This is a genomic window from Litoribacter ruber, assembly GCF_018449405.1.
Taxonomy (GTDB): domain Bacteria; phylum Bacteroidota; class Bacteroidia; order Cytophagales; family Cyclobacteriaceae; genus Litoribacter; species Litoribacter ruber.
On the sequence record NZ_JAHCMY010000002.1, the window covers coordinates 468,641 to 493,804 of the forward strand.

Annotated in this window: 26 protein-coding genes; 8 read left to right on the forward strand and 18 right to left on the reverse strand. The window is 45.8% G+C overall.

Features of this window, described 5'->3' with window-relative positions; all coding sequences use genetic code 11:
* Positions 1-61: 61 nt before the first annotated feature.
* The 18 genes from KI659_RS06650 to KI659_RS06735 all read right to left on the reverse strand — a co-directional run bounded on the left by KI659_RS06650 (position 62) and on the right by KI659_RS06735 (position 16,289).
* On the reverse strand, positions 62-640 hold the full coding sequence (locus tag KI659_RS06650; protein WP_143959602.1) for a precorrin-2 dehydrogenase/sirohydrochlorin ferrochelatase family protein: 579 nt from the start codon (positions 638-640) through the stop codon (positions 62-64).
* Positions 641-650: 10 nt separating this feature from the next.
* The gene (gene cobA, locus KI659_RS06655) at positions 651-1,424 is read right to left on the reverse strand and encodes a uroporphyrinogen-III C-methyltransferase (RefSeq protein ID WP_213944578.1); all 774 of its coding nucleotides are present in this window, start codon (positions 1,422-1,424) and stop codon (positions 651-653) included.
* The gene (locus tag KI659_RS06660) at positions 1,414-3,519 is read right to left on the reverse strand and encodes a nitrite/sulfite reductase (protein WP_213944579.1); all 2,106 of its coding nucleotides are present in this window, start codon (positions 3,517-3,519) and stop codon (positions 1,414-1,416) included. Before KI659_RS06660 ends, cobA begins: the two co-directional genes overlap by 11 nt.
* 58 nt (positions 3,520-3,577) lie before the next feature.
* Positions 3,578-4,834 (reverse strand): sulfate adenylyltransferase subunit 1, encoded by a 1,257-nt coding sequence (locus KI659_RS06665; RefSeq protein ID WP_213944580.1) that lies wholly within the window; start codon positions 4,832-4,834, stop codon positions 3,578-3,580.
* A gap of 60 nt (positions 4,835-4,894) precedes the next feature.
* Positions 4,895-5,794 (reverse strand): sulfate adenylyltransferase subunit CysD, encoded by a 900-nt coding sequence (gene cysD, locus KI659_RS06670; protein WP_213944581.1) that lies wholly within the window; start codon positions 5,792-5,794, stop codon positions 4,895-4,897.
* An 8-nt stretch (positions 5,795-5,802) separates the two neighbouring features.
* Complete coding sequence (locus tag KI659_RS06675; protein WP_317195935.1) at positions 5,803-6,528, reverse strand: phosphoadenylyl-sulfate reductase; 726 nt, start codon at positions 6,526-6,528, stop codon at positions 5,803-5,805.
* Positions 6,525-6,779, reverse strand: coding sequence for a DUF2061 domain-containing protein (locus KI659_RS06680; protein ID WP_213944583.1), 255 nt, complete (start codon positions 6,777-6,779; stop codon positions 6,525-6,527). The genes KI659_RS06675 and KI659_RS06680 overlap by 4 nt, the downstream gene beginning before the upstream one ends.
* A 76-nt stretch (positions 6,780-6,855) precedes the next feature.
* Positions 6,856-7,269 (reverse strand): RrF2 family transcriptional regulator, encoded by a 414-nt coding sequence (locus KI659_RS06685; protein ID WP_213944584.1) that lies wholly within the window; start codon positions 7,267-7,269, stop codon positions 6,856-6,858.
* Positions 7,270-7,346: 77 nt separating this feature from the next.
* On the reverse strand, positions 7,347-7,922 hold the full coding sequence (locus KI659_RS06690) for a porin family protein (protein WP_213944585.1): 576 nt from the start codon (positions 7,920-7,922) through the stop codon (positions 7,347-7,349).
* Between the two features lie 235 nt (positions 7,923-8,157).
* Positions 8,158-9,546, reverse strand: a complete 1,389-nt coding sequence (locus KI659_RS06695; RefSeq protein ID WP_213944586.1) for a sodium-dependent transporter — start codon at positions 9,544-9,546, stop codon at positions 8,158-8,160.
* Between the two features lie 41 nt (positions 9,547-9,587).
* A complete protein-coding gene (locus KI659_RS06700; protein WP_213944587.1) occupies positions 9,588-10,517 on the reverse strand; it encodes an SDR family oxidoreductase in 930 nt (309 codons plus the stop codon).
* Positions 10,495-11,331 (reverse strand): peptidylprolyl isomerase, encoded by an 837-nt coding sequence (locus KI659_RS06705; RefSeq protein ID WP_213944588.1) that lies wholly within the window; start codon positions 11,329-11,331, stop codon positions 10,495-10,497. The genes KI659_RS06700 and KI659_RS06705 overlap by 23 nt, the downstream gene beginning before the upstream one ends.
* Positions 11,331-12,266: a hydroxymethylbilane synthase gene (gene hemC, locus KI659_RS06710; protein WP_213944589.1), complete on the reverse strand. Its 936-nt coding sequence runs from the start codon at positions 12,264-12,266 to the stop codon at positions 11,331-11,333. The genes KI659_RS06705 and hemC overlap by 1 nt, the downstream gene beginning before the upstream one ends.
* Entirely contained in the window at positions 12,266-13,174 is a 909-nt protein-coding gene (rimK, locus tag KI659_RS06715) for a 30S ribosomal protein S6--L-glutamate ligase (RefSeq protein ID WP_213944590.1), read from the reverse strand. The genes hemC and rimK overlap by 1 nt, the downstream gene beginning before the upstream one ends.
* Positions 13,171-13,617 carry an ATP-dependent zinc protease family protein gene (locus KI659_RS06720; protein WP_213944591.1) on the reverse strand — a complete coding sequence of 149 codons (447 nt, stop codon included), beginning with the start codon at positions 13,615-13,617 and terminating at the stop codon, positions 13,171-13,173. Before KI659_RS06720 ends, rimK begins: the two co-directional genes overlap by 4 nt.
* Positions 13,614-14,756, reverse strand: a complete 1,143-nt coding sequence (locus KI659_RS06725) for a DNA polymerase III subunit (protein ID WP_213944592.1) — start codon at positions 14,754-14,756, stop codon at positions 13,614-13,616. Before KI659_RS06725 ends, KI659_RS06720 begins: the two co-directional genes overlap by 4 nt.
* A 16-nt stretch (positions 14,757-14,772) precedes the next feature.
* Entirely contained in the window at positions 14,773-15,972 is a 1,200-nt protein-coding gene (locus KI659_RS06730) for a GlmU family protein (RefSeq protein WP_213944593.1), read from the reverse strand.
* Positions 15,973-16,043: 71 nt separating this feature from the next.
* Positions 16,044-16,289 (reverse strand): type B 50S ribosomal protein L31, encoded by a 246-nt coding sequence (locus KI659_RS06735; protein WP_213944594.1) that lies wholly within the window; start codon positions 16,287-16,289, stop codon positions 16,044-16,046.
* Between the two features lie 192 nt (positions 16,290-16,481).
* Here KI659_RS06735 and KI659_RS06740 point away from each other — a divergent pair, with 192 nt between their 5' ends.
* The 8 genes from KI659_RS06740 to hemB all read left to right on the forward strand — a co-directional run bounded on the left by KI659_RS06740 (position 16,482) and on the right by hemB (position 24,944).
* Positions 16,482-18,158 (forward strand): hypothetical protein, encoded by a 1,677-nt coding sequence (locus tag KI659_RS06740; protein WP_213944595.1) that lies wholly within the window; start codon positions 16,482-16,484, stop codon positions 18,156-18,158.
* Between the two features lie 103 nt (positions 18,159-18,261).
* Entirely contained in the window at positions 18,262-18,627 is a 366-nt protein-coding gene (locus KI659_RS06745; protein ID WP_213944596.1) for a hypothetical protein, read from the forward strand.
* 102 nt (positions 18,628-18,729) lie between these two features.
* Entirely contained in the window at positions 18,730-20,268 is a 1,539-nt protein-coding gene (locus KI659_RS06750; protein ID WP_213944597.1) for a YifB family Mg chelatase-like AAA ATPase, read from the forward strand.
* A 211-nt stretch (positions 20,269-20,479) separates the two neighbouring features.
* Entirely contained in the window at positions 20,480-21,697 is a 1,218-nt protein-coding gene (locus KI659_RS06755) for a porin (RefSeq protein WP_213944598.1), read from the forward strand.
* Between the two features lie 80 nt (positions 21,698-21,777).
* On the forward strand, positions 21,778-21,969 hold the full coding sequence (locus tag KI659_RS06760) for a hypothetical protein (RefSeq protein WP_213944599.1): 192 nt from the start codon (positions 21,778-21,780) through the stop codon (positions 21,967-21,969).
* A 167-nt stretch (positions 21,970-22,136) separates the two neighbouring features.
* Entirely contained in the window at positions 22,137-22,835 is a 699-nt protein-coding gene (locus KI659_RS06765) for an ABC transporter ATP-binding protein (RefSeq protein WP_213944600.1), read from the forward strand.
* A gap of 1 nt (position 22,836) precedes the next feature.
* Positions 22,837-23,538, forward strand: coding sequence for a hypothetical protein (locus KI659_RS06770; protein WP_213944601.1), 702 nt, complete (start codon positions 22,837-22,839; stop codon positions 23,536-23,538).
* Between the two features lie 434 nt (positions 23,539-23,972).
* Positions 23,973-24,944 (forward strand): porphobilinogen synthase, encoded by a 972-nt coding sequence (gene hemB, locus KI659_RS06775; RefSeq protein WP_213944656.1) that lies wholly within the window; start codon positions 23,973-23,975, stop codon positions 24,942-24,944.
* The last annotated feature ends 220 nt before the right edge of the window (positions 24,945-25,164 follow it).

The window sequence follows — 25,164 nt, forward strand, 5'->3', positions numbered from 1 at the left end:
AGAGTTTTCATAAACCTTTGCGCTTCTTTATTTCTTTGCGGTTAATTTTTAATTAGTAAGGTTAATTTCTGCTCCTGACCAGAGTCTCGGTGATCTTGTTCATCAGTTCAACTTTTTCCTCAAAGTCACCCTTTAAAGTTTTTCTGTACTCGTTGAGGTTATTGACCAAGTCATCGATGTCCTCAGGGATCACCTCCTCTAGCAGCTGCCGTAGCCGCTTTGCCGTAGTGGGTGATTTACCATTGGTACTGATGGCGATTTTGACGTTTCCCTTGGTCACGATGCCGCCGAGGTAAAAATCGCAATAGGCCGGTGTGTCCGCCACATTGACCAATAAATACCTTTCCTTGGCATCATGATAGATCTCATGGTTGGTTTCGGTCACGTCGGTGGCAGCGATCACAATATGCTTGCCTCCGAGATACTTGGTTTGGTAGGCATCCACAATAAGCGTGACATGGGACTTCCCTTTGGCCAGCTGCCTTACCTCCTCGCTGATTTCCTTTGCTACCACGGTAACATGTGCGTTTGGACTGGATTTTAGCAGGAAAGTGAGCTTTTCCAGCCCTACTTTTCCAGCGCCGACCAGCAGCACGTTCAGCTGGTTGACCTTAAGGAATATGGGATATAACTCGTTCATGGGTTGGATATTAGTGGTGGTCAATATAAACAGCCTCCCTGTACACATCCATCAGCCTTGGGCTTTCTCTCACTACCTCTCCGATGATGATAATGGCAGGTGTTCCTACTCCGGCAAGGGTCGCCTTTTCTTCAATGTCCTCAATGTTTCCAGCCACAATTTTTTCCTCCTTGGTGGTACCGCTTTGAATGATGGCGATAGGAGTGGAGGCGCGGTCGGACATTTTGAAAAGCTTGACGATTTCAGGCAATTTGCCCATCCCCATCAGTACAACCACTGTGGCTGTCGACTGGGCGGCCAGTTCCACGTCCCGCGAGAGTTTGCCTGCTGTGGTGGATCCAGTAATGACCCAGAAGCTTTCCGAGACTCCCCTTTTGGTGACCGGAATGCCGGCCGCCGCCGGTACGGCCACGCTTGAAGTGATCCCGGGAATAACTTCCGTGGCTACTCCAAAGCTTTGGATATAATCCACCTCCTCGGACCCTCTTCCAAAAACAAACGGATCCCCGCCTTTTAGGCGAACCACGTGTCCGTGTTTTTTTGCGTGGTAGACACAGAGGTGGTTGGTCTCCTCCTGCGGGTTACCCTTTACTTTGTTCCTTTTCCCCACATATACCTTGATAGCGGTTTTTGGAGCATGGTTCAAGAGACTTTTATCCACTAAAGCGTCGTATAATATTACATCAGCTTTGCTTAGGGCCAAGATTCCTTTCCAAGTGATCAGTTCCGGATCCCCTGGTCCTGCGCCAACCAATGTTACTTTTGGATTGATGTTATTTCTCATTTACTACCTCCTCTCTTCTGTACTCATTGATCAATCCGAATACCTCCATAGCAGCCGTGAAATATTGCTTGGCAAATTCCAGTGTTGGCTCATTTTCCTTCATCTGATAAACAATGCTTTTGAAAGAATTCCCCAAGTCCAATTTGGAAGTTTCGGTGAAAGCTTCCTCAAATTTGGAAATGATATTCGCATAAGAATTTGTGCTTTCGCCAACTGACAACAATAAGGCCTTGGCCGCATTGATCATCCCGGTATAGGAGTGGTAAATGCTGTCCGACCATCTTTCTTCTTCCAAGGCTTCCTCGGCGTTGGCCAGTTTTTCCCTTGCCTCCAGCAGTAAGGTGGCGACCAAGTCAATGACAACTCCGGCACATTCGCCTACCCCCACTTCCTTGACATAAGGCTGGTCATTGCCCCAGTCCACAAAATCGGAATCCTGAATGTCATCGGTGGAAGAGAGATCCTTGAGAATATCGTAGAAATACTTCTGGCCCTGGTGGTCGTAGTAGTCAGGGAAGGCAAAACCATTGGCATTGGCCTCAAAGTCATCCAGCAAAACTCTTAGCGCCTGAGGGCCTCTTTTGCTCGGGATCTTGATGACCTTGTCGGCAAATACACCTTTGCCGTCCCCCAAAACCCTTCCTCCCAGCAACACCTGAAGCGCAGGCACCACGGATTTTCCTACTTTAATAGACATTCCCTGAAAGCCAATTGAGGCCATGTTGTGCTGCCCGCAGGCATTCATACAGCCGGAGATTTTGATGGTCAGATCCTGATTGGAAAGGTACTGTGGGTACTCCTCCTGGATCAGCTCCTCGAGGACGGTGGAAATCCCTGTACTGCTGGCAATGCCCAAGTTACAGGTGTCCGTACCCGGGCAGGCGGTGATATCTCCAAAGGAATTGTAGCCGTGGGCAACAAAACCCAATTTTTTCAGCTCTTGGTAGAAATATGGGGTCAGCTCCTCTTTGACATCTCGAATTAGGATATTTTGCCTCAAAGTAAACCGGAGTTCATTGTTGGCATAGGTTTTCACCAGATCGGCCAATTGGCGTGCCTTATCTGTGTAGAAATCTCCAAGTTTTACTTTGATTCCGATGCTGACATAACCTTCCTGCTTTTGTGGAAGGACGTTGGTCAATTTCCATTTTTCAAAGGTAAGGTCAAGCTTTTCTTCCACTGCTGGAATGGCAGGGGAAGGCAAATTCCGGGATGCTTCATAGGAGGCAAAATCAATTGGATAGACCTGAAAAGGCAAGGCTTTCTGTTCTTCCTTTACCAACCCCAGAAAGGTTTCTATACCCAGATCCTTGATCAGATATTTCATCCGGGCCTTCATCCTCTTGGCCCTTTCACCATGCCGGTCAAAAACCCTCAATACTCCTTCAATAAAAGGGATCAACTGATCAGCCTTCAGAAAGTCAGTGATCTCATCGGCATGTCTTGGTTGGGAACCCAGTCCGCCTCCTAGCAGTACTTTAAAACCTCTTGTTTTGACGCCGTCGATGGATTTGATTTTAGGGATAAAACCCAGGTCATGCAGATAGCTCAAGGCCGTATCCTCATCACTTGATGAAAACGCCATTTTAAACTTTCTGCCCATTTCCTGGCAGATGGGATTTCTCAGGAAATATTTGAAAGTGGCATCGGCATATGGGGTCACATCAAAAGGCTCATTGGGATCCACGCCGGCTTTCTCGGAGGCGGTAACATTCCGGACGGTATTGCCACAGGCCTCTCGGATGGTGACATCGTCCTGCTCGAGTTCCGCCCATAGTTCGGGTGTCCTGTCCAGGCTTACATAGTGGATCTGGATGTCCTGACGGGTGGTGATGTGGAGGCGGCCGGTGGAATATTTGTCGGCCACGTCAGCTATCCGCTTCAACTGCTCGGAGGTGGACCTGCCGTAGGGAAGTTTGATCCTGATCATCTGCACGCCCGGTTGGCGCTGACCGTAGATTCCCCTAGCCAATCGAAGGCTTCGGAATTTTTCCTCATCAATGGCCCCGTTTCTGAAGAGGGCTATCTTTTTTTCTAATTCAATAATATCTTTTTGAACTAGAGGGTTCTCCAGTTCGGATCTAAAGCTTTGCATGATGGTGGTGGTTTAATAGGTTGTTATTAATGAAAAGAGGATGGATTCCCACCCTCTTTTATTGAATGAACCCTACACTTACGGTGTCCAGACTGCCTTCATCGATGAGGATAAAGCCGCCGTTGTCCCTGTTTTTCGCGTAAGGATCGTAATGGATGGGTTTGCTCAATTTGAAATTAACTTTGCCAATATCATTCAATTGGAGTCTGTCTGCTGGAATTTCTCCACTGAAATCCGTTTGGATGAGATGTTCGATGCTCTGAACTTTTGCAAGGACGCTATTGACGCCATGTTGGAGGATAAGCTTGCTGCCCACCTGTAAGGAGGTATGGTTCACTTGGCAAATGATTGCTGAAAGCTCCTTTGCCGACTGTGGCAACTCAGTTGATTTGACCAACATGTCCCCTCTGCTCACATTGACCTCATTTTCCAGCGTAATGGTGACGGAGCTCCCCGGCTGGGCCACTTCATAGGTCTGGTCAAAGAAGTGTATGGATTTGATTCTGGTTTTGGTAAATGAGGGCAATACCGTCACCTCATCGCCCACCGCCAAAGGACCTCCATGTAATTTGCCTGAGAAGCCCCTGAAATCATGGTATTGATCAGTTTTGGGCCTTATTACATACTGGACTGCAAATCTTGCGGCAGTGTTTTCCTCCAAATCCTGAGGCTCCAGTACCTCCAGGTGATCCAATAAGGTGTTGCCCACATACCAGGGCATGTTTTCCGACTTGCCGGCAATATTGTCACCCTTCAGTGCGCTGACAGGAATAAAGGTCACCTGCTCGAAGCTGTAATTGCTTTTATCGATCAGGGCTTCAAAATCCCCTTTGATCTTGAGGTAAGTGTCTTCGTCAAAATCCACCAAGTCCATTTTGTTGATGGCTACCACGACATGATTTACCCGAAGCAGGTTGTTAATGAAAAAGTGTCTATAAGTCTGCTCGATCACCCCTTTTCTGGCGTCCACCAGGATGATGGCCACTTGGGATGTACTTGCTCCGGTCACCATGTTGCGGGTATACTCCACATGGCCGGGTGTATCTGCAATGATATAATTTGTCTTTTCGGTGGAGAAATAGATATGCGCCACATCAATGGTGATGCCCTGTTCCCTTTCGGCCACCAGCCCGTCGGTGGCCAGGGAGAAGTCCAGGTAATCAAATCCTTTCTGCTTTGAATTTCTTTCGATTGCCTCAAGCTTGTCATTGGTCAGGGATCGGGTGTCGTAGAGCAGCCTTCCGATCAAGGTGCTTTTTCCATCGTCCACAGATCCTGCGGTTGCTATTTTGATGAGTTTTCTATTGTCGGACATAGTGAGTTCAATTTGAGTGATAAAGCCTGTGCTTTAAATGGTTTTATGGGGGGGAGATGATTAGAAATAACCGACCTTCTTTCGGTTTTCCATGGCTGCCTCAGATCGTTTGTCATCGATCCTAGCCCCTCTTTCGGAAATGGTGGAAGATTTGATCTCCTCAACCACGGTTTCCAATGTGTCGGCGGTGGAAAGTACAGCTGCCGTACAGGTCATGTCTCCCACAGTCCTGAACCGAACCATCTCCTCAAGCACTTCCTCGTGCGGCTCACGGTACACATGTTCATTGGCCGTCCAGATCATGCCGTCACGGATGAAGATTTCCCTCTTATGGGCAAAATAGATGGAAGGAATCTTGATGTTTTCTGTTTTGATATATTCCCAAACGTCCAATTCTGTCCAATTGGAAATTGGGAACACCCGCACGTTCTGGCCTTGGTGGATCCTTCCGTTGAGCATGTCGAAGAGTTCGGGGCGCTGGTTTTTCTCGTCCCATTGGCCGAAATCATCCCTTACGGAGAAAATCCTCTCCTTTGCCCTTGCCTTTTCCTCGTCCCTTCTGGCGCCACCAATACAAGCGTCAAACTTGAATTCCTCAATGGCATCCAGCAGGGTAGTGGTCTGCAGGGTGTTACGGCTGGAATATCTGCCCTTTTCCTCCCTAACTTTTCCCTGGTCAATGCTGTCCTGAACCTTTCTCACTATAAGCTCAAGGCCCAATTCTTCCACCAGCTGGTCCCGGAATGCAATGGTTTCAGGGAAATTATGGCCGGTGTCCACATGCAAAAGCGGAAAAGGAATTCTTGCCGGATAAAAAGCCTTTTGAGCCAACCTCACCAAGGTGATGGAATCTTTTCCTCCCGAAAACAGCAGCACCGGTCTTTCAAACTGTGCGGCCACCTCCCTGATGATATGTATGGATTCTGCTTCTTTAGGATTCGGTATCAAAATGTTGCTCATGGTCAAAATTATTTAGTGTGTAATCCACATTCTTTACTGGAACTCTCCCACCACCATCTTCCGGCTCTGGGATCTTCATCTGGGCCGATGGCTCTGGTACAGGGAGCGCAGCCAATGCTGATGAAGCCTTTGTCGTGCAAAGGGTTATATGGTACTTTATGTGCTTCAATAAAGGTCAGCACCTCCTCAAAAGACCAGTCAAGCAAAGGGTTGTACTTGATGATCTGGTTGCTTTCATCCCATTCGATCTTGTTCATCTGACCCCTGTTTTGGTTCTGGGTAGCCCTCAAACCTGTTACCCAAACTTTCTGGCCTTTCAGTGCCCGCTTTAAAGGGGCGACTTTTCTGGCGTAGCAACAGGATTTCCTGTTTTCCGGAGAGGCATAAAAGCCGTTGATTCCTTGTTGGGCCACTAAGCTTTCCAGGTCCCTGCTTTCCGGATAATATACTTGGATCTTATTTCCATATTTAGCTTCTGTACGGGCCAGTAGATCCAAAGTCTCCGGAAACAGCCTTCCCGTATCCAGGGTGAAAATATGTATTGGCAGATTGCCTTTAGCAATTAAATGCGTAAGCACCTGATCTTCTTGGCCAAGTGAAGTCGAAAACACCACACCTTGGGGAAAAAGGGAGGCAACCTCCCGCAGTCCATCCCCTGGGGAAAGACTTGTAAGGGCGGTATTGAGTTTGGCTACTGTGCTTTTCATATTCCTTTGGCTTTCGGTTGTGGTTATGCTTTTACTTTCACCTTAGTCATCTTTTCCCATGCTCTTTCATGGAGATAATAGAGCAAAATTTTGCTTACTACCTCAACTGAACCAATGGAAAGTGCCATGGTGATTTGGCCGGTGACAAAGTATGAAATGACGATGGTGTCAATGGTTCCCACTGTCCTCCAGGAGACAGACTTCACAAAACTTTTAAAGTTGCTGTCTTGTCCGGTGGTATCTACAAACCATTTCTTTATGGGCTGGTCCAAAATCATAGGTCAATGTCTAGGTGGAAAGACAAAAGTATATAAAACCTATAAAAAAAGTAGGGTAAGTAGGGGAAAAAATTCTTTACTCTTTTAAAATATCTTCTAAGTTTTTGTTATCCAGAGTTTTAAGCATTTCGTCTCTTACCTTAATCATCACCTTGTGAATCCCGCAAGTAGCCTCATCTTTGCATTCCACACAGGTTTCATAATAATTGAGACTGGCACAGGGTACAAGCGCAATTGGGCCATCGAGCAGCCGGATAATTTTTGATAGGGGGATGTCTTTGGGTTCTTTGATAAGGTAATATCCTCCTCCCTTGCCTTTTTTGCTTCCCAATATTCCGGCTTTTTTCAGTTCTAGAAGGATGTTTTCCAGGAATTTGTGCGAGATGCCATAGGCTTCAGAAATTTCCTGTATCTGGACAGGGGTCCTCTCTTCCTTCTGCCCTAAGTGGGTAAGGGCGTGGAGTGCATATTTGGTCTTTTTGGAAAGCATACCCAAAAATAGGGTTTTTCATCTATCAATACATAAAAAAAGCCTTCCGGTTAGGGAAGGCTTTGTATGTTTAGATCTTAAAACAACCTGATACCCAATGATAGGATCAGCTGGTTCATCCTTTGGTCGGTTGGGAAACCTGCCACACTGTCGCTGGTGTTGCCCAATGGACCTTCATACTTCAAGTCCAAGATAAGGTTGGCTATGTCCAGACCTATACCCGCTTGATAACCTATGGTGTTGTTGTTATACTCCACCCCGTTACCATCAAAGCTCGAGCTAAGAAGGAAGGAAGCAACCGGACCGGCCTGCACACGGAACACATTGCCGAATTTCAAACCAAGCATCACCGGTACATCCAATCTGTTGAAAGTAGCCTCATAGCTCACAGGTCCCCCTGGTCCAGAGGTCTGCTCGATTTCCCCTCCAGTGTTGGTGTATAGCACCTCAGGCTGAATAAAGAAGGATCTGCCTCCCAATCTTACAAAACCACCCAGATGGTACCCTAGCCTATTGGAACCAGATGAATAACCATCTCCGTTCACACTAATGTTTCCTTGGCTTACTCCGACTTTTGGTCCGATGGAAAAATCCTGCGCCTGTGTGCTCGCCGCAAAGAAAAGGCAAAATGCTGCAATTAATAACTTTTTCATGTTGTAAAGTTTTTTAGTGTCAAATAATTAAGTGTAGTTGGTTTTAAAGTCCTTAGTTGTGGCTAATAGACCAGTTTCCATTTTCGAATAAAGCAAAAAGAGTGCTTGAAAGTTTAAATGGATTGAACGGAAAATGTTAAAAAAAGGATTTTAAAAATTGGAGGGAGTGGAATTTACCCAAAAAAGAAAGGGAACCGGTTTCCCAGTTCCCTTTTCCTTAAAGTTTTAATACGGATCACCCGCCTTCGCCTGGCTCTCCCAATAGACCTACCATGTTCAACAATACAAGGAGGATCACTACAGGACAAACGATTCGGATGAAGAAGATCCATGCTTTTCTGGCAAATCCCTGGAAAATAGGAGATCCCATGGCAAGTTCGTTTGCGTAAAGCTCGATCTTCTGCGCCCAGCCCGTGTAAAGGGCCAGCATCAAACAGATCACTACTACAGCCAAAGTTCCAAAGAAGAAGTCCATCATGTCGAAGAATCCAGACTTGACGATCCCGAAGAAGTTGACAGTCATTTCATGGAAGAAATTGCCTTCAATTGATGAAAGGGCTGAAGGGATGGACAAGGCCATAGCGGCAATACCAATCACCCAAGTGGCTTTCTTTCTAGACCATTTTTTCTCATCAATGAAATAGGAAACAGGTACTTCAAGCATGGAAATACTAGAGGTAAGCGCTGCTACCAAAAGCAAAAGGAAGAACAAAGCACCGATAAAGTTTCCGCCTGGCATGGCATCAAATACCGCCGGCAATACCTCAAATACCAGAGCTGGCCCAGCTGCGGGATCCTTACCAGGAAGAAGGGCGAATAGCGCCGGGAAAATCATCAAACCACCCAAAAGAGCCACACCACTGTCCATACCTGCAATCCAACCGGATGACTGGATGATGTTGTTGTTTTTAGGCAAATAGGAACCATATGTGATCATAAGCCCCCAACCCACTGACATGGAAAAGAACGCCTGACCCAATGCGGCAAGGATGACCTCGCCGTTGATTTTAGAGAAGTCTGGAGAAAGGTAGTAGCTGATGCCTTCGCTAGCGCCTGGAAGGGTTACTGCACGTCCAGCGATGAAAAGGATGATCAAGAACAGGACAGGCATAAGGAATTTAGCCGCCTTTTCGATACCTCCCGAAATACCTCCCAATACAATTCCGATGGTCATCAAAAGAAACATGAAACAAAGCGGCACCACATACATGGGGGTGTCTTGAAACTCCTCAAAATTTACGGGAATATCGATAAGCTCCGTAAAGATGTAGCCAATAGTCCAACCTGCGATGACGGAATAGTAACTGAGTACACAGAAACAAACAAGGATACAAAGGGCACCGGCTGCTTGCCAGAATTTATTGCCCCCAGTAGAACGGATGGCGCCTACCGGGTTTTTGCCAGATTTTCTGCCTAATGCGATTTCATTGAGCAATAAAGGCAAGCCAATCAATAAAACGCAGATGATGTACATAAAAACAAAGGCTCCCCCACCATTCTCACCTGTAATGTAAGGAAACCTCCAGATATTGCCCAATCCAACTGCTGATCCGGCCGCTGCCATAATAAATCCAAAACTAGAGCCCCATTGGCCCCTACCTTGAGTATCCGTACTCGTTGCCATAAATGTTTATAAAATTTGTATTATTTTAAAATTGTCGATTTTTAAGAATTGGCTAATTTAAGTTGTTTTGCTAAAATACCAATTCCTTCTGCAAAACTTTTCGGCCTATAATCCAATTCTTTTTGGGCCTTGTCTAGGATTAATCCAGTTTTTGCTGGCCGCTTTGCCGTTTGTGTAAATGTATCACCGCTGACTTTTTCCATATAGCTTTTATCCAAATGAAAATGATCAGCAGTAACACACGCCATTTCATAGGGGGTTAGGAAGTCCGGGCCACAAATGTTGAAGATTCCCGAGGCCTTTTTCTCGATGATGGCCAAAATGCCCCCGCATAGATCTTCGACCAAAGTAGGCGACCTCCATTGGTCTGATACCACTTTGATAGGTTTTTTGGCTTCTAGGTTTTCTTTCACCCATAAGATGATGTTAGACCTGCTACCACGATGCATGGTGCCGTATACAAGCACCGTTCTCACAATTGACCATAGCTTTAACCCTGACATTTGAGTCAGTTTTTCACCTTCCAATTTGGTCTGCCCGTAATAGTTTGCAGGGTTTGGTTTGTCGTTTTCGGAATAGGGACCGTTTTTTCCGTCAAAAATAAAATCGGTGGAAAGGAAGATAAGATGGCACTCATGGTCTTTGCAAGCTTCCACAATGTTTTTGGTGCCGATGACATTTTGCAAATGGCACCCCACCCGGTCTTCCTCACACTGGTCGGCCTGTGTCATGGCAGCTGCATGGACCACTACCTCAGGTTTGAAGTTGTCAAAAACGTCATACACAGCTTCCTGATCGCTCACTTCCATGGAGGAGTAGGGACAGTTCCAATCCTGAGGCAGCCTGCTTTCCCCTCTGCCTGTAGCTAAAACCACATAGTTTTGGGCAAGCAAAAGGGCTATCAGTTTTTGTCCTAATAGCCCATTTGCGCCTGTTACCAGGACTTTTTTAGTCAATGTATTCAAAACCATAATCCCGGGTTATCCGCTCTTTCGAAATTTTTTCCACTTTCACCTTCATAAATACCGGCTCCCTAGGTTTGTCACCCGGTCCAGTGGGCTCAGCAGCAATTTTGTCCAATACCTCCAGGCCTTCCACCACTCTTCCGAATACGGTGTAGGCATCATCCAAATGGGGTGTGCCACCTACTGTGGTGTATTTTTCTATCTGCTGGGAGGTCAGTTTTTTGTCCAAATTGGTGTTGAAGAACCTTTCCATTTCTTCCTTGTGGGATAGCATGAGTTTGTTGATCCCGTTAAAATCTCCAAATTCATACAGCTGGGTGTATTGTTCTCTTAAGTTACGGTTGCTTTCCAGTTGTGTATAACGCATGAAATTTTCCTGCAGACGCTTCAAGTCAGTAGTCAGCTCCAACTGGTCGTACACCCTGCCTTGGACGATATAAAACTGGGTTCCGCTGGATCTTCTTTCCGGATTGATGTTGTCCCCTTGCCTAGCCGCTGCAATCATACCTTTGGAGTGTATGCGGTGCTTGTGGATCTCTGCTGGAATGGTGTACCATTGCTCTTCAGGCAGCTCTTCTTTCCCAAATACATCCCCACCTTGAATCATAAAGTTCTTGATTATGCGGTGGAATTCGGTGGAGTCGTAGCGCTGGTTTTCCGCAAGGGAAACGAAGTTTTCCTTGTGTCTAGGGGTGTCGTCAAACAAAACCGCGTACATGTTACCATGGCGTGTTTCGATGGTGACCAGATAATCCTTTTCAGTGGCACATGAAGCAACCATAAGGCCCAACAAGGCCAAAAACAATAAATTTTTTCTCATTATTTCTTTATTTCAGCCTTGATTTCCCGTAGGATGCGGTCTCCACCGGAATTGAGCACAGCATCCGCAAGCTCTCTACCCAGCCTGTCAGCCTCCTTCTTAGGGCCTGATACATGGTGAATAATCCTTTCCTGGCCGTCCAGGCTGACAATCCCCCCTTTAAGTTGCACATCATCTCCTTCCACCTCGGCAAGGGCAAAAACAGGAATGCTGCAACCGCCTTCAAGTACTCTTAAATAGCTTCTTTCGGCGTTCAATCGGTAACCGGTCTCTTCGTGGTGGCAAGCCAAAATGATTTTTTCCCTAATCTCCTTATCCAGGGTGTCGGCAGCTTCCACCGCGATACTTCCCTGGCCCACTGCTGGGGTAAACTCATCCAAGGATAATTCATGGCGGATCAGGTGGTCATATTCCATACGGTGTGCCCCGGCATAGGCCAACAACAAAGCATCACAGACTCCCGATTCCATTTTGGCGATTCTAGTCTGAAGATTTCCTCTGACTTCTACAGTTTTGATATGGGGATAATAATGTTTCAATGTCGCCACCCGTCTGGTTGAACTGGTGCCCAAAAGCAGTGGCTTGGAGCTGTCCTTGTAGTCAATGTCAGCACTGTGACTTAAAATGATGTCGTTAACTTTTTCCCTTTCGGTAAAAGCGATAATCTCAAATCCTTCAGGCAATGAGGACTGCATATCTTTGGCACTGTGAACGGCGATGTCGATTTTTCCGCTGGAAAGCTGGTCCTCCAATTCTTCCGTGAAAACGCCTTTGCTGCCGATTTTGGCGATAGAAACATCCAAGATCTGATCACCTTTGGTGTCAATGATGACAATTTCACTCTCAAGTCCAGTGTTTTTCAGTAAGTCAGCAATGTGGTAGGCCTGATATAGGGCCAATTTGCTGCCTCTGGTTCCGATTCTTACGGCTCGCATTATTCTTTGATTTTCCTTTTGTTGTTCTTTTTACCCACCGAATCCTCGATATATTCCACGATTTTTCCTGCAATGTTGATCCCGGTGGCCTTCTCGATGCCCTCAAGTCCCGGAGAGCTGTTTACCTCCAATATAAGGGGGCCTCGAGCTGACTGCAGCATGTCCACACCTGCAATGTCAAGTCCCAAGGCTTTGGCTGCACCTAGCGCAGCTAGTCTTTCTGCTTTGGACAGTTTGATCACCTCTGCTTTTCCACCACGGTGGAGGTTTGAGCGGAATTCTCCCTCAGCCCCTTGTCGCTTCATGGCGCCAACCACTTTGCCATTCACAATGAATGCCCTAATATCTGCCCCCTTCGCTTCTTTAATGAATTCCTGGACTATTATTCTTGCTTTTAGTCCATGGAAAGCCTCAATTACCGACTGTCCGGCTTTTTTCGTTTCGGCAAGAACAACTCCCAGCCCTTGGGTTCCTTCCAAAAGTTTGATGATGAGTGGAGCACCGCCCACGTGCTCGATAAGCTGTTTTTCGCCTCCTTTAGAAAAGTTGGTGAAAGCGGTTTTGGGCATGCCCAGGCCTGCCTTGGAAAGGATCTGTAAGCTTCTCAGCTTGTCACGGCTGCGCACGATGGCCTGGGATTCTACGGCTGAGAATACCCCCATGAGCTCAAACTGGCGCACTACCGCCGTACCATAAAAGGTAACAGAAGCCCCGATACGTGGAATAATGGCATCAATCCCGTGAAGTTTTTCGCCTTTGTAAATAATGGAAGGACCTTCCTGCTCGATGATAAGATCGCATAGGGAGTGGTCCACAATAACTGCTTCATGTCCGGCTGCTACAATGGCTTGTTGAAGACGCTTGGTGGAATATAGGTGACTGTTTCTGGATAATATGGCGACTTTCATCGGGTTGTTTTTTTGAAATGATGAGAAAGGTTGACCTGATCCACGTCTACCAAAAACCGGCCCTTCAGGGTTTTTCTCCCAATAAGGATTGCGTTTCGCATTTTGGACCGGTCGGATAGGGTGAATTCAGCTTCAAATTCTTCGCCAAACATAAGCACTTTTGTGATGATTTTATACCTAATCTCGGCTTGTCCAAAAGAGTTTTTTACTTTCTTTTGGGTGTAGTTGCTGGTTTGGAAAGTTTCCCCGGTGTATTTGATGTGGCCTGGCGACAAAAGTCTGAATTCCAGCACCTTTTTTCCTTTGACGGTTTTCTCCTCCGCATATTCACTATGGATGCTACTAGTGTAGGCTCCTGTATCTACTTTTGCCGAAATTAGGTTTAGCCCCCATTTGGGTAATGTGATCTTTTCTCTTCTGCCGATGATTCTTTTTTGCTTCATAGATTTTTGTTTCGCAGCACCTTCGCAATAGAAAATGAAAGGTCAGTCATCAGGATTTTTGGACTGGCATTTCTTTCCAAATGGTAATGTGCATCATTCAAAAGCTGGTAGATGGCCAAGATTTTATTTTCCGTCATGGCCTTTAATGAAAAATTCTCAATAAAATCCTGGTCAGACGGGGGCGTTCTCATCAGATCGTCCAGCTGACTTCTTTTTAACAAGCTTTCCCGCAATACGTTTAGCCCGGTCAGCAATAAGGCCTTTTGTGCCTCCTTATCCGAGGCTGCATAAATGTCAGATTGGGAAAGGATCTCATTGATGTCCACCGAAAAACAATTCCGCATCCAGTTCCTGAACTTGGAGGTGTTTTCATCGGCTACTTGATCGGCCAGGAGGTAGGCCTCCCTCATGCTGCCATCTGCCAAAGGGGCAATCTGGGCAGCAGCCTCCGAAGAGGCAATGCCTGAATTGGTCAGGTGGGCCTTTATCTCCTCATCCCTAAATGCCCTAACCAATATCTTTTGGGTGCGGGAAAGGATAGTCGTCAAAAGTTTTTCCGGATGACTGGTCACCATCAGGAATAGCGTTTTTTCGGCTGGTTCCTCCAGTATTTTCAAAATAGCGTTGGCCGCTGTCACGTGCATGTATTCCGGAGCCCAGATCAGCATGATCTTGTACCCGCCCTCAAAGGATTTCAGCGAAAGGGTCTTGATGATCTGCTTGGCAGCGGCTTTGGAAATGTTGAGCTGCTTGTTTTCAAATGCACTATGGTAATTCCAGTCCTGGATGTTTCCATAGGGCTGGTTTAGGGCAAAAGTCCTCCATGGTGACAGGATGTCCACTTTCTTTTTATTGCCGTCATCCCCCTCGCTGATGAGGTTTCCGGGTACGGGGAAAGTGAAACCTACATCCGGATGGATGAGCTTGGCCATTTTTTGGCACGAGCCGCATTCCCCACAGGCATCCTCCTCGCCCCTGTTTTCGCAGTTGACATAGGTGGCCAAGGCCAGGGCCATGCCCAGGTTGGCTGAACCCTCTGGCCCGTGAAACAACAGGGCGTGGGCTAAATGGTTGTTTTTGATCGCTGTGATTAACCTTTGCTTGGTTTCTTCCAAGCCGGGAATGGATGCAAATAACATGATTGAGGTTTAAATTCTAGGCTTCTTTGTCCCAAATGCGGTATGCCTTGGTCAGTTCAAATACCTTTTGCAATATAGCCTTTTCTGTGGCATCAAACTCAAGTTTTCTTCTTTCCATCACCTTGGTGGCCACTTCCTCGAATTTGCGGAACTGGAATGTGGTGAATCCCGCCGCCCCTCCCCAAGAGAAGGATGGGATGAAGTTTCTAGGGAACCCATCTCCGAAAATGTTGGCGCCTACTCCGACCACGGTGCCGGTATTGAACATGGTGTTGATGCCGCATTTGGAGTGGTCGGCCATCATCAGGCCGCAAAACTGCTGCCCGGTGTTGCTGAACCCCCCCCGGGTGTAATCCCAAAGTTTGACGGTGGCGTAGTTATTTTTAAGATTGGAAGTATTGGTGTCGGCGCCCAGATTTACCCATTCGCCAAGCACGCTGTTGCCCATAAAACCGTCGTGGCCTTTGTTGCTGAAGCCGAAGATTACCGAGTTAGAAACTTCCCCGCCTACCTTGCTATAGGGGCCAATGGTGGTGTCCCCGCGCATTTTTGCGCCCATATTTACCGTGGCGTGCTCACAAAGTGCAAATGGCCCCTTGATGATGGAGCCTTCTTGGACCACGGCATTTCTGCCTATATAGATGGGACCGTCCTCAGCATTCAGGATGGCAGCCTTGATATTGGCGCCTTCCTCGATGAAGATATTGTCTGCCTCATATGTCTTGGTGTGGGGGTCATTGATGTCGGCGGATATTTTCCCTTTGGTCACTATCTCAAAATCATTCCTGATTTCGGAGCCATTGTATTGGAAAATGTGCCAAGGCTTGTGAATAGCGGTAAATTCACCGTCATACTCCACTCTGTCCTTGTTTTTGGCAGCTTCCAACTGGAAGTCCATGGGGTTTACCTCATGAGTGGCCAAAAGTGTCTGCTCCTTCCAAAGTGCCTGATTTGGTCCGAGGCCCTTGATGGCCTCGATAAGGTTGGGGTTTGGGCAAAGAATGCCGTTGATAATAAGAGCAGGCTTATCATTATGGTTGAATTTGTCCTGAAGGTAGTCCTGGGTGATAAAGCCGGTGGTGGCATTGAGATGCTTCTCCCACTTTTCGGCTATGGTCAATATGCCCACCCGGATGTCGGCAATGGGCCTGGTGAAGGTAAAAGGTAACAAAGTGCCTCGGAAGGCAGGGTCATCAAATAAAATAATGTTTTCCATAAGCACAAAAATAAAAAAGTCTCCCGGAAAACAAGTTCCGGGAGACTTTTAAACTCTTTGAATATCAGAAATTACTGCTTCTTGTATCTTCTGTTGAATTTCTCAACTCTACCAGCAGTATCCAAAAGCATTTTCTTACCAGTGTAGAAAGGGTGTGAGTTAGAGCTCACTTCAATCTTGTAAACTGGGTATTCGTTGCCGTCCTCGTAAGTGATTGTTTCGCTAGTCTCGATAGTAGACTTAGTCAAAAACATATATTCGCTAGAGGTATCGTAAAATACTACGTCTCTGTAGTTAGGATGAATGTCTTTTTTCATTGTATTACCTATTTATAAATCGCTCTTTTTCAAATTGAGGCACAAAGTTATCCTTTTTTATAAACCTGTCCAAATCTTTATCAATGAATTATTTATCACCAATGATTTAAAGCCCTAATTCGGTGGTGAAATTAAGAATTTTGCCTACATTTCAGGACTTTTTATTTTGGAATTATTTTCTTTACAGGCATTATGGACAGGTTTTTATTTTTCCTCATTGGTTTTGTGCTGATTTCTCAAGTTGTTTCCGCCCAAAGCGCTTATTTACCCTTTGATAGAGACAAATATCATCTAATCGAACGCTATGAAATCCGAAACGGGGAATTTAGCCCAGATTTCAACACCGGATTCAAGCCTTACCGCAGGGACCGGGTGGTAAAATATCTGGATAGCCTCACCGTTCAAAACCAATCCTTGGGAAAAGTCGATGCCTTCAATCTCCAGTACTTGAGGGATGACAGCTGGGAGTTTTCCGGCCTACCCACCACGGAAAGCGAAAAACCCCTGTGGGGAATCTACAGAAAGCCTTCGGACTTTTACCATTACCGCGACCGCTTTTTTGACTTGCATGTCAATCCGGTGATCAGTCTTGGTGGGGGAGTGGAGAGGGGACAAGAAGACTTGCGATTCATCAATAGCCGGGGGATCGAGTTGCGGGGGAGTGTAGATCGAAAAATTGGTTTTTACACCTTCATGACCATGAACGAGGTGGTGTTTCCCACCTGGATGGATGCCTACACCCGTGAAAATGGGGCTGTGCCCGGAGAGGGTTTTTGGAAGTTTTATGAGCAAAACGGTTTCAGCTACTTTTCTGCACTGGGGCATCTGAGTTTTAACATTACCAAGCATGTTCAAGCCCAAGTCGGGCACGATAGAAATTTTGTGGGGGAAGGCAACCGTTCTTTGATTCTCTCTGATTTCTCGAATCCCTTCATGTTTTTCAAAATAAATACCAAAATCTGGAAGCTGGATTTCACCAACATGTGGGGGCAGATGACGGCAGATTTGGTTTATGACGGAAGGGGGCGGCCAACCGATGCGCGCTTTCCACAAAAATGGTTTTCCCACCACAGGCTAGGCATCAACATCGCCAATAAGTTTAATGTGGGCGTATTTGAATCCGTGATGGCCAATTCCTGGGATTGGAATTATGCCAACCCCGTTATCTTTTACCGCTGGGTTGAGCACATGTTGGGTACGCCGGATAAGGTTATGTTGGGAACTGATTTTAAGTGGAATTTCTATCCGGCGATGCAGCTGTATGGGCAGTTTGCCCTGGATGAGTTTGTGTTTGGGGAGTTTTTTGGGATCGATGGTGAAAACAGCCGCCGGAATAAACATGGCGTACAGTTAGGCTACAAATATGTGGATGCCTTCAAAATTTCTAACTTGGATTTTCAGGTGGAGTATAACCAAGTGAGGCCCTACACTTACCAGGAAAAGTTTGAATACGGATCTTTCACCAATTACCGTACCCCCCTTACCCATCCCCGCGGGGCGAATTTTAGGGAAGGATTGGCTATTGTGAGGTATCAGCCCATCAATAGGCTGTTTTTGAATTTGACAGGCATGTATCAACTACACGGTTCAGACCCGAGTCCGGAGGTCAATTATGGAGGGGATGTGAATAAGAACCACAACATCACCAATGTGGAGCTCGGCCTTTTTGGCCACACCATTGGACAAGGGGTGAAGAACGAAATCTATATGGGGACCATGAGGGCCAGCTATATGTGGAAACACAATTTGTTTGTCGATTTGAGCCAGACTTTCCGGCAGCAGCAGATAGAAGGCCAGTCCAATTTGAGTACAAGTTTCACCCAAATGGGTATAAGGTTAAACTTTGGGCTGCGAGACCAATTTTTATAGGCCAAATGCTAAAAATTACCTGTAATCAGCAAATAATCCTTGAAAAACTTTCTGCACTGCCGATTGTTTGATATATTAGGTACAGATATTCTAATTAAACCTTATGAAACAGATTAATACCATATTTCAATTGCTGGTAGCCTTATATTTTGCGGTGGCTTTGATATTCTTTTTGGCTTTTGATAGCATTCGCAATGCCTTCAATATCCAAGAGTTGACCGCCGGCAAGGTGGTTATCTGGCTGCTGGTGGGAGCGGGGTTGTTTATCGTGTCTTGGCTACTGGACAATGTGTATGTCAACGGACTTCACAAAGACATCCGGAAATTGGAGCTGGAGAAAAACGAACTGAAAGCCAGGATGTATGATATGGAGCAGGATGTGAAAATCAGCAGGGTGGAGAAAAAAATCGAAACCATCGATGAAGATAAAGAGCCCTCCAAAATACGCCCAAGGCAGAACTTTAAGTAGTTCGACTATTACATTTGAATTGTTAGGGAACCTGCATCAGGTTTCCTTTTTTTGATTTAATGCACTTATTTTGACTTTTTAAACAACTTATCTTTTTCAATCATGGTTGCCAAAACTTTCGGGAGTGCTGTAGCTGGGGTGGATGCCAAAACCATCACCATAGAAGTAAATGTGGGTCAGGGAACTGGCTTTTACATGGTAGGCTTGCCTGATTCCGCCGTAAAGGAAAGCCAGCAGCGGGTAGAGTCGGCCTTGAAATACTACGGTTTCCGCATGCCGCGGCAACGCATGGTGGTCAATTTGGCACCTGCCGATATCCGAAAAGAAGGATCCTGCTATGACTTGCCCATTGCCCTTGGAATTCTGCAGAGCTCCGAGCAGGTCGCCTTTCCAAACTTGTCTGAATATGTAATCATGGGAGAATTGGCCCTTGATGGGAAATTGCGTCCAGTCAAAGGCGTATTGCCCATCGCAATTGAGGCTCGGAAAAGGGGGTACAAAGGTTTTATTGTGCCTTCCGAAAATGCATCAGAAGCTTCAATCGTGAATAACCTGGACGTAATCGGGGTGGAAAATTTGGAGGAAGCCATCGGTTTCTTGGAAGGTACGGTTGAAATTGAGCCCCTGGTAACGGACACCCGCGACATCTTTTACAACTCCTTGGATAGCTATGAGTTTGACTTTGCCGATGTGCAGGGGCAAGACAATATCAAAAGAGCTATGGAAATCGCCGCTGCCGGCGGGCACAATGTCATCATGATAGGTCCTCCAGGCGCAGGAAAAACCATGCTGGCCAAGAGACTGCCCTCTATTTTGCCCCCGCTGACTTTGCAGGAAGCATTGGAGGCAACCAAGATCCACTCGGTAGCCGGCAAACTGGAAAGACATGCCTCACTGATCGCCCAGCGGCCATTCCGCTCCCCGCACCATACGATTAGCGACGTGGCCTTGGTAGGTGGGGGTGGCAATCCCCAGCCTGGAGAGATTTCTCTTTCGCATAACGGTGTACTTTTCTTAGATGAGTTGCCTGAATTTAAGAGGACTGTGCTGGAGGTCTTGAGGCAGCCTTTGGAGGAAAGGAAAGTGACTATTTCCAGAGCGAAGATTTCCGTGGATTTTCCGGCTAATTTCATGTTGGTAGCCAGTATGAACCCCTGCCCTTGCGGGTATTACAACCATCCTGAAAAGGAATGCGTGTGCGGGCCGGGGATTGTCCAGCGCTACCTGAATAAAATCAGCGGCCCCCTCTTGGATAGAATAGACCTTCACGTGGAGGTAACCCCAGTGAAATTTGAAGAAATGACCTCCATGCGCAAAGCTGAATCAAGCAAAAGCATTCGCGACAGGGTAATCATCGGCCGGCAGCGGCAGATTGATAGGTTCAAGGATAATCCACAGGTTTACAACAATTCCATGATGCCCTCTCACATGGTAAAGGAGGTCTGCCAGATCAACGAAGCGGGAAAGGCCTTGCTAAAAACGGCTATGGAAAGGCTTGGCCTATCGGCGAGGGCTTATGACAGGATTTTGAAAGTGGCAAGAACCATAGCCGACCTCGCCGAAAGCGAGCAGATAAAAGTGGAGCACCTTGCTGAAGCCATACAATACCGTAGCCTTGACCGAGAAGGTTGGGCAGGGTAATGTTAAGGAAAAGTTAAGTGAGAAACAGTCTTTAAATAGCTTAAGAGCGTAATTTTTTTATATGTTTTCTATACTGTTAATTTTTTATGTAGTTAAAACCAAATAATGTTTGTTTTCATAATTTTTTGATAACCGGCAATTCATCACCAGGATACATTGCTTTTACAATTTTGCATCGCTGTACAATTATTCTTACTTAACCTATTCAGGGATGCGAGGAAAAATCGCCTTACTCATGATTGGCTTGGTCATGGGGTTCGCGGATGTTTTTGCAAGGGACATTCAGTCGGATACAATTAATACCACAAGCGAGGAAAAGATTGATGTTAAAAAGAACCAATGGTTTGAGTCCATTCAGATTCGTGGCTATGCCCAGTTGAGGTATAACGGGCTTTTTGAGACCAATCCGGATCTTCAGTGTGCCCAGTGCGACCGCTCTTGGGGTGGGGAGACCAACGGTTTCTTCTTCAGACGGATACGTTTGATATTTTACGGACAGGTTCACGAGAAGGTGTATTTCTACATTCAGCCGGACTTGGCTTCTGGAGGAAGTAATTTGGCACAAATCAGAGATGCCTACTTTGACCTTGGTCTGGACGACAAGCAGGAGTTCAGGTTAAGGATCGGACAGTCCAAAGTGCCTTTTGGCTTTGAGAACCTTCAAAGTTCCCAAAACAGGATCCCCCTTGACCGTCATGATGGACTTAACTCAGCAGTGGCCAATGAGCGAGACATTGGGGTGATGTTTTACTATGCCCCATCAGAAATCAGAAAAAGATTTAATTATTTGGTTTCAAGCGGACTCAAAGGTTCAGGCGACTATGGTGTTTTTGGCTTCGGTGTGTACAATGGGCAGACAGCAAATATGCCTGAACTCAACGATAACATGCACGTGGTTACCCGATTGACATATCCTTTTCTGCTCAAATCCGGACAGTTTATTGAGGGTTCCCTTCAGGGCTATACCGGTGATTTTGTCATCCAGCGTAACCAGCTGACGGATATGGACCAGACAGAATTCAGAGAGTATCGTTATGGAGCTTCATTTGTCATGTATCCCCAGCCTTTCGGTATTCAGGCGGAGTACAACAGAGGCCGAGGCCCCGAGTTCAATCCGGAAACCATGGATGTGGAGGATGCCCCGCTGGAAGGTGGCTATGTGATGGCTAATTATTACCTGAAAAAAGGCAAGGATTTATTTATTCCTTTTACCAGATATCACTTTTACCAAGGGGGTAAAAAGCATGAGCTAGATGCCACCAGGCACAGGGTAAAGGAATTGGAAATAGGGGTGGAATGGCAGCCTAACAAAAACTTTGAACTGGTGACTATGTACACCATTTCCGACAGGACCTTTGAAAACTCCCTCAATCCAAACAACAGACAAGTGGGAAGCTTGCTTAGGTTGCAGGCACAGGTGAATTTCTAAAAAATTAGGATCGGATATTAGAACGGAGGCTGGATTATTCCAGCCTTTTTTTTGTTATATTGAGATCTAAACGATTTACTATGGAATCCGCCGCATTAAAAAAATACTTAATTCAGGTAGCTGATCAGCTTACTCCTGAATCAACTTTAGAGGATGTAATAGAGCAATTGAGCCTGCTAGCTGATATCGATGAATCGGAGAATGATGAAGCGTTAGGAAATGTTATTTCTCAAGATGATTTAGAGAAAAAGAGTAAAAAATGGCTCAAATAATTTGGACCAAAAAAGCTTCTACACAGCTTGAAAAGGCAATTCTTTATAAAAAAGATGAGCAAGGAATCGCCAGAGTTTTTTATACTTCTCGAAATCCGAAAAAATGAAAGGGGATCTGATTTTTTTTTAGTTTATTGCTTTCCTGTTGTTTTTTGAAATTATAATTTATGGATTCTACAGTAATCAAAACAGAAAGGTTATCCAAGTTTTATGGCTCAGAAAAAGCCTTGGATAATGTTTCCATAGAGATCAATAAAGGCGAGATCATAGGCATAGTCGGTCCTAACGGAAGCGGCAAAAGTACCTTGATCAACATACTGCTTGGACTGCGTAAACCGAGTTCAGGGAATTTCACTATCCTGGGATCCACTTCGCCGGATACCATTCAAAGTCAGATTGGCGTGGTGATGGACCAATCCTGTTTTTATTTGCGGGTGTCGGCAAAAGCCAACCTGGTCATTTCTGCCAAAACCAAAGGGGTTGGGGAAGAAAGGGTTGAAGAGTTGCTGAAACTGGTAGGTTTGGACCACACAGGGGCCAAGCGCTTTCAGGATTTTTCATATGGCATGAGGAAAAGATTGGAGATCGCAGATGCCTTGTTGACCGATCCAGAATTGATCATCATGGATGAGCCTACGAATGGCTTGGATCCCCAGGGGATCATTTTTGTCCGAAACCTGATCCGTCAGTTTAAAGAGGAAGGTAAGACGGTAATCATCGCCAGTCATTATATGGAGGAACTCGAAAAACTTTGCACAGGGATAATCTTTCTCAAGGATGGAGCGGTTGCCTTACAAGATACCACTGAAAACCTCTTGAGAGACCATTTCTCTATAGAAAAAGCTTTTACATCTACAATCTACTAACATGACTTTAAGACAACATTTGGATATAGAGTTTTATAAACTCAATAGGCCTGATTATTTTATATTTTTTACCATTTTGGTGATCAGTTTAGTAGCCTTTCCAATTTACGGAATGATCAAACTTTCACCCTTATTCACCCTTAATGAGTTTTTCTCTATTGTCAACCAAGTAGGAACTCTCGCCGTGGTATATGGGGCAATTGTTGCCATCACGCGAGAATTTACAAATGGCACCAACCGAAAAAGAATCGTCAACGGGTATTCCCGCACAGATTTATTCATTTCAAAGCTGGTAATTGTCTTTTATTATGTTTCTACTGTGGTAGTATTGACAGCCTTTACACTGCTTGCTTTGGTTGCTTTTAAAGGAAGTGAGGTTTTTATAAATTCCTTTCCCATACAAAAATTGATGGCAGTTTTAGCTGCAATTATCTGCTATGGGCTGATTGGCGCATCTTTGGGAGCCGTTACCACGAAAGCCCACCGGGCCATTTTAATATTTTGGGGCATAGGTTTTCTGGAAATGGCTCTCAACATTTTATCGCTTACACATCCCTTTGCCCAATTCTTCAGGCCATTGGTCAGCATTGGGAATTTTACCAGTCCCGAACATCTTTATACTTGGCATTACATCATTTTGGGACTTTTTCTGGCAGGACTTCTAGGAGGTTCATTCCTTAAGTTTAAAAGAGCAGACTTCTGAGGCTCACCAATATGACTCGATTTTCCTCCCTGCTGTAAAGTTAATCCTTACTTTATTCTACAGCAGCAGTCAGGTGCAATAATAGGAAACCGGGTTCAAAACAATCCCTGTAAATTTCGAAAGGCTTATCGTTTAGCCTATTTGGGATTATTTGGAAGGCTCCTCTATCCTCAATGGTAAAATACAGCGTATCCGTAGTGCCTGCATAATCTATAAAGAATCTCTTTATTTTCCTGTTCCTGTAAACCTCCTAATCTACATTTTCTCGCCAGAGATACTTTATATCATACGCCGACTTTTCGTTACACTGTTCGCCGAACCTTCTTATACGGTTCTGCCCCTGGTACAACATGGGGATAGAATCTCCATTTAAAGCATGTTTTTTTACTTACCTGCTAGTTTCTTACCTTTGTGACCAAATCGCAAAAGCCATGATGTACAGAAGACCACGCAGAAACAGAAAATCCAGTGCTATCAGAGGAATGGTGGAGGAAACCCGCCTTTCGGTTAAAGACTTTATCTTCCCGATGTTCCTCATTGAGGGACAAAACCAAAAGGTAGAGGTGGCCTCCATGCCCGGGATTTTCCGTTACTCCTTGGATCTGATGATCAAGGAAATCGAGTCCTGTTTGAATTTGGGTATTGTGGCCTTTGACATCTTTCCTGCCTATCCGGAAAGCAAAAAGGACAAATACGCCACCGAAAGCCATAATCCTGAGACTTTTTACCTCAAAGCCATCCAAAAAATAAAGGAGACTTTTCCAGAAGCCTGCATCATGACCGATGTGGCCATGGATCCTTATAGCTCCGATGGCCATGACGGAATCGTTGAAAACGGCAAGATCCTAAACGATGAGACTTTGGAGATTTTGGGCAAAATGACCGTGGCACAGGCACAGGCAGGTGCGGATATCATCGGGCCATCCGACATGATGGACGGCAGGGTTGGCTATCTACGCGAGCAACTGGATGACAACGGTTTTACGGATGTCTCAATCATGTCCTATACAGCCAAGTATGCCAGCGCTTTCTATGGTCCGTTCCGGGATGCTTTGGATTCTGCCCCTAAATGGGGAGACAAGAAAACCTACCAGATGGACCCGGCAAATCTCCACGAAGCCATGATCGAAGCCGATCTGGATACCGAAGAGGGTGCGGACTTCCTGATGGTGAAGCCTGCCTTGGCCTATCTAGATGTGATCAGATTATTGAAAGAAAACTACAACGTGCCCATCGCAGCCTATAATGTCAGCGGCGAATATTCCATGATCAAGGCCTCAGCCGAAAGAGGCTGGCTGGACGGTGAACGTGCCATGCTCGAATCCCTGATCAGCATCAAAAGAGCAGGGGCGAACGTGATATTGAGTTACTTTGCGAAGGAATTCGCCGAGCTGCAGAAAAAATAACCGCAAAGGACACGAAGGTTCGTAAAGAAAAAAAAGCACCTAATAAAATAAACCGCAGAGCCGCAGAGGACCCAGAGAAAAAACAACTGATAAAAAAAATAACCGCAAAGGACGCTGAGGGTCGCGAAGAAAAAAAATAGCAACTAATAAAATAAACCACAGAGGGTCAGAGGACCCAGAGAAATAACAACTGACAAAAAAAATAAACGCAAAGGACGCT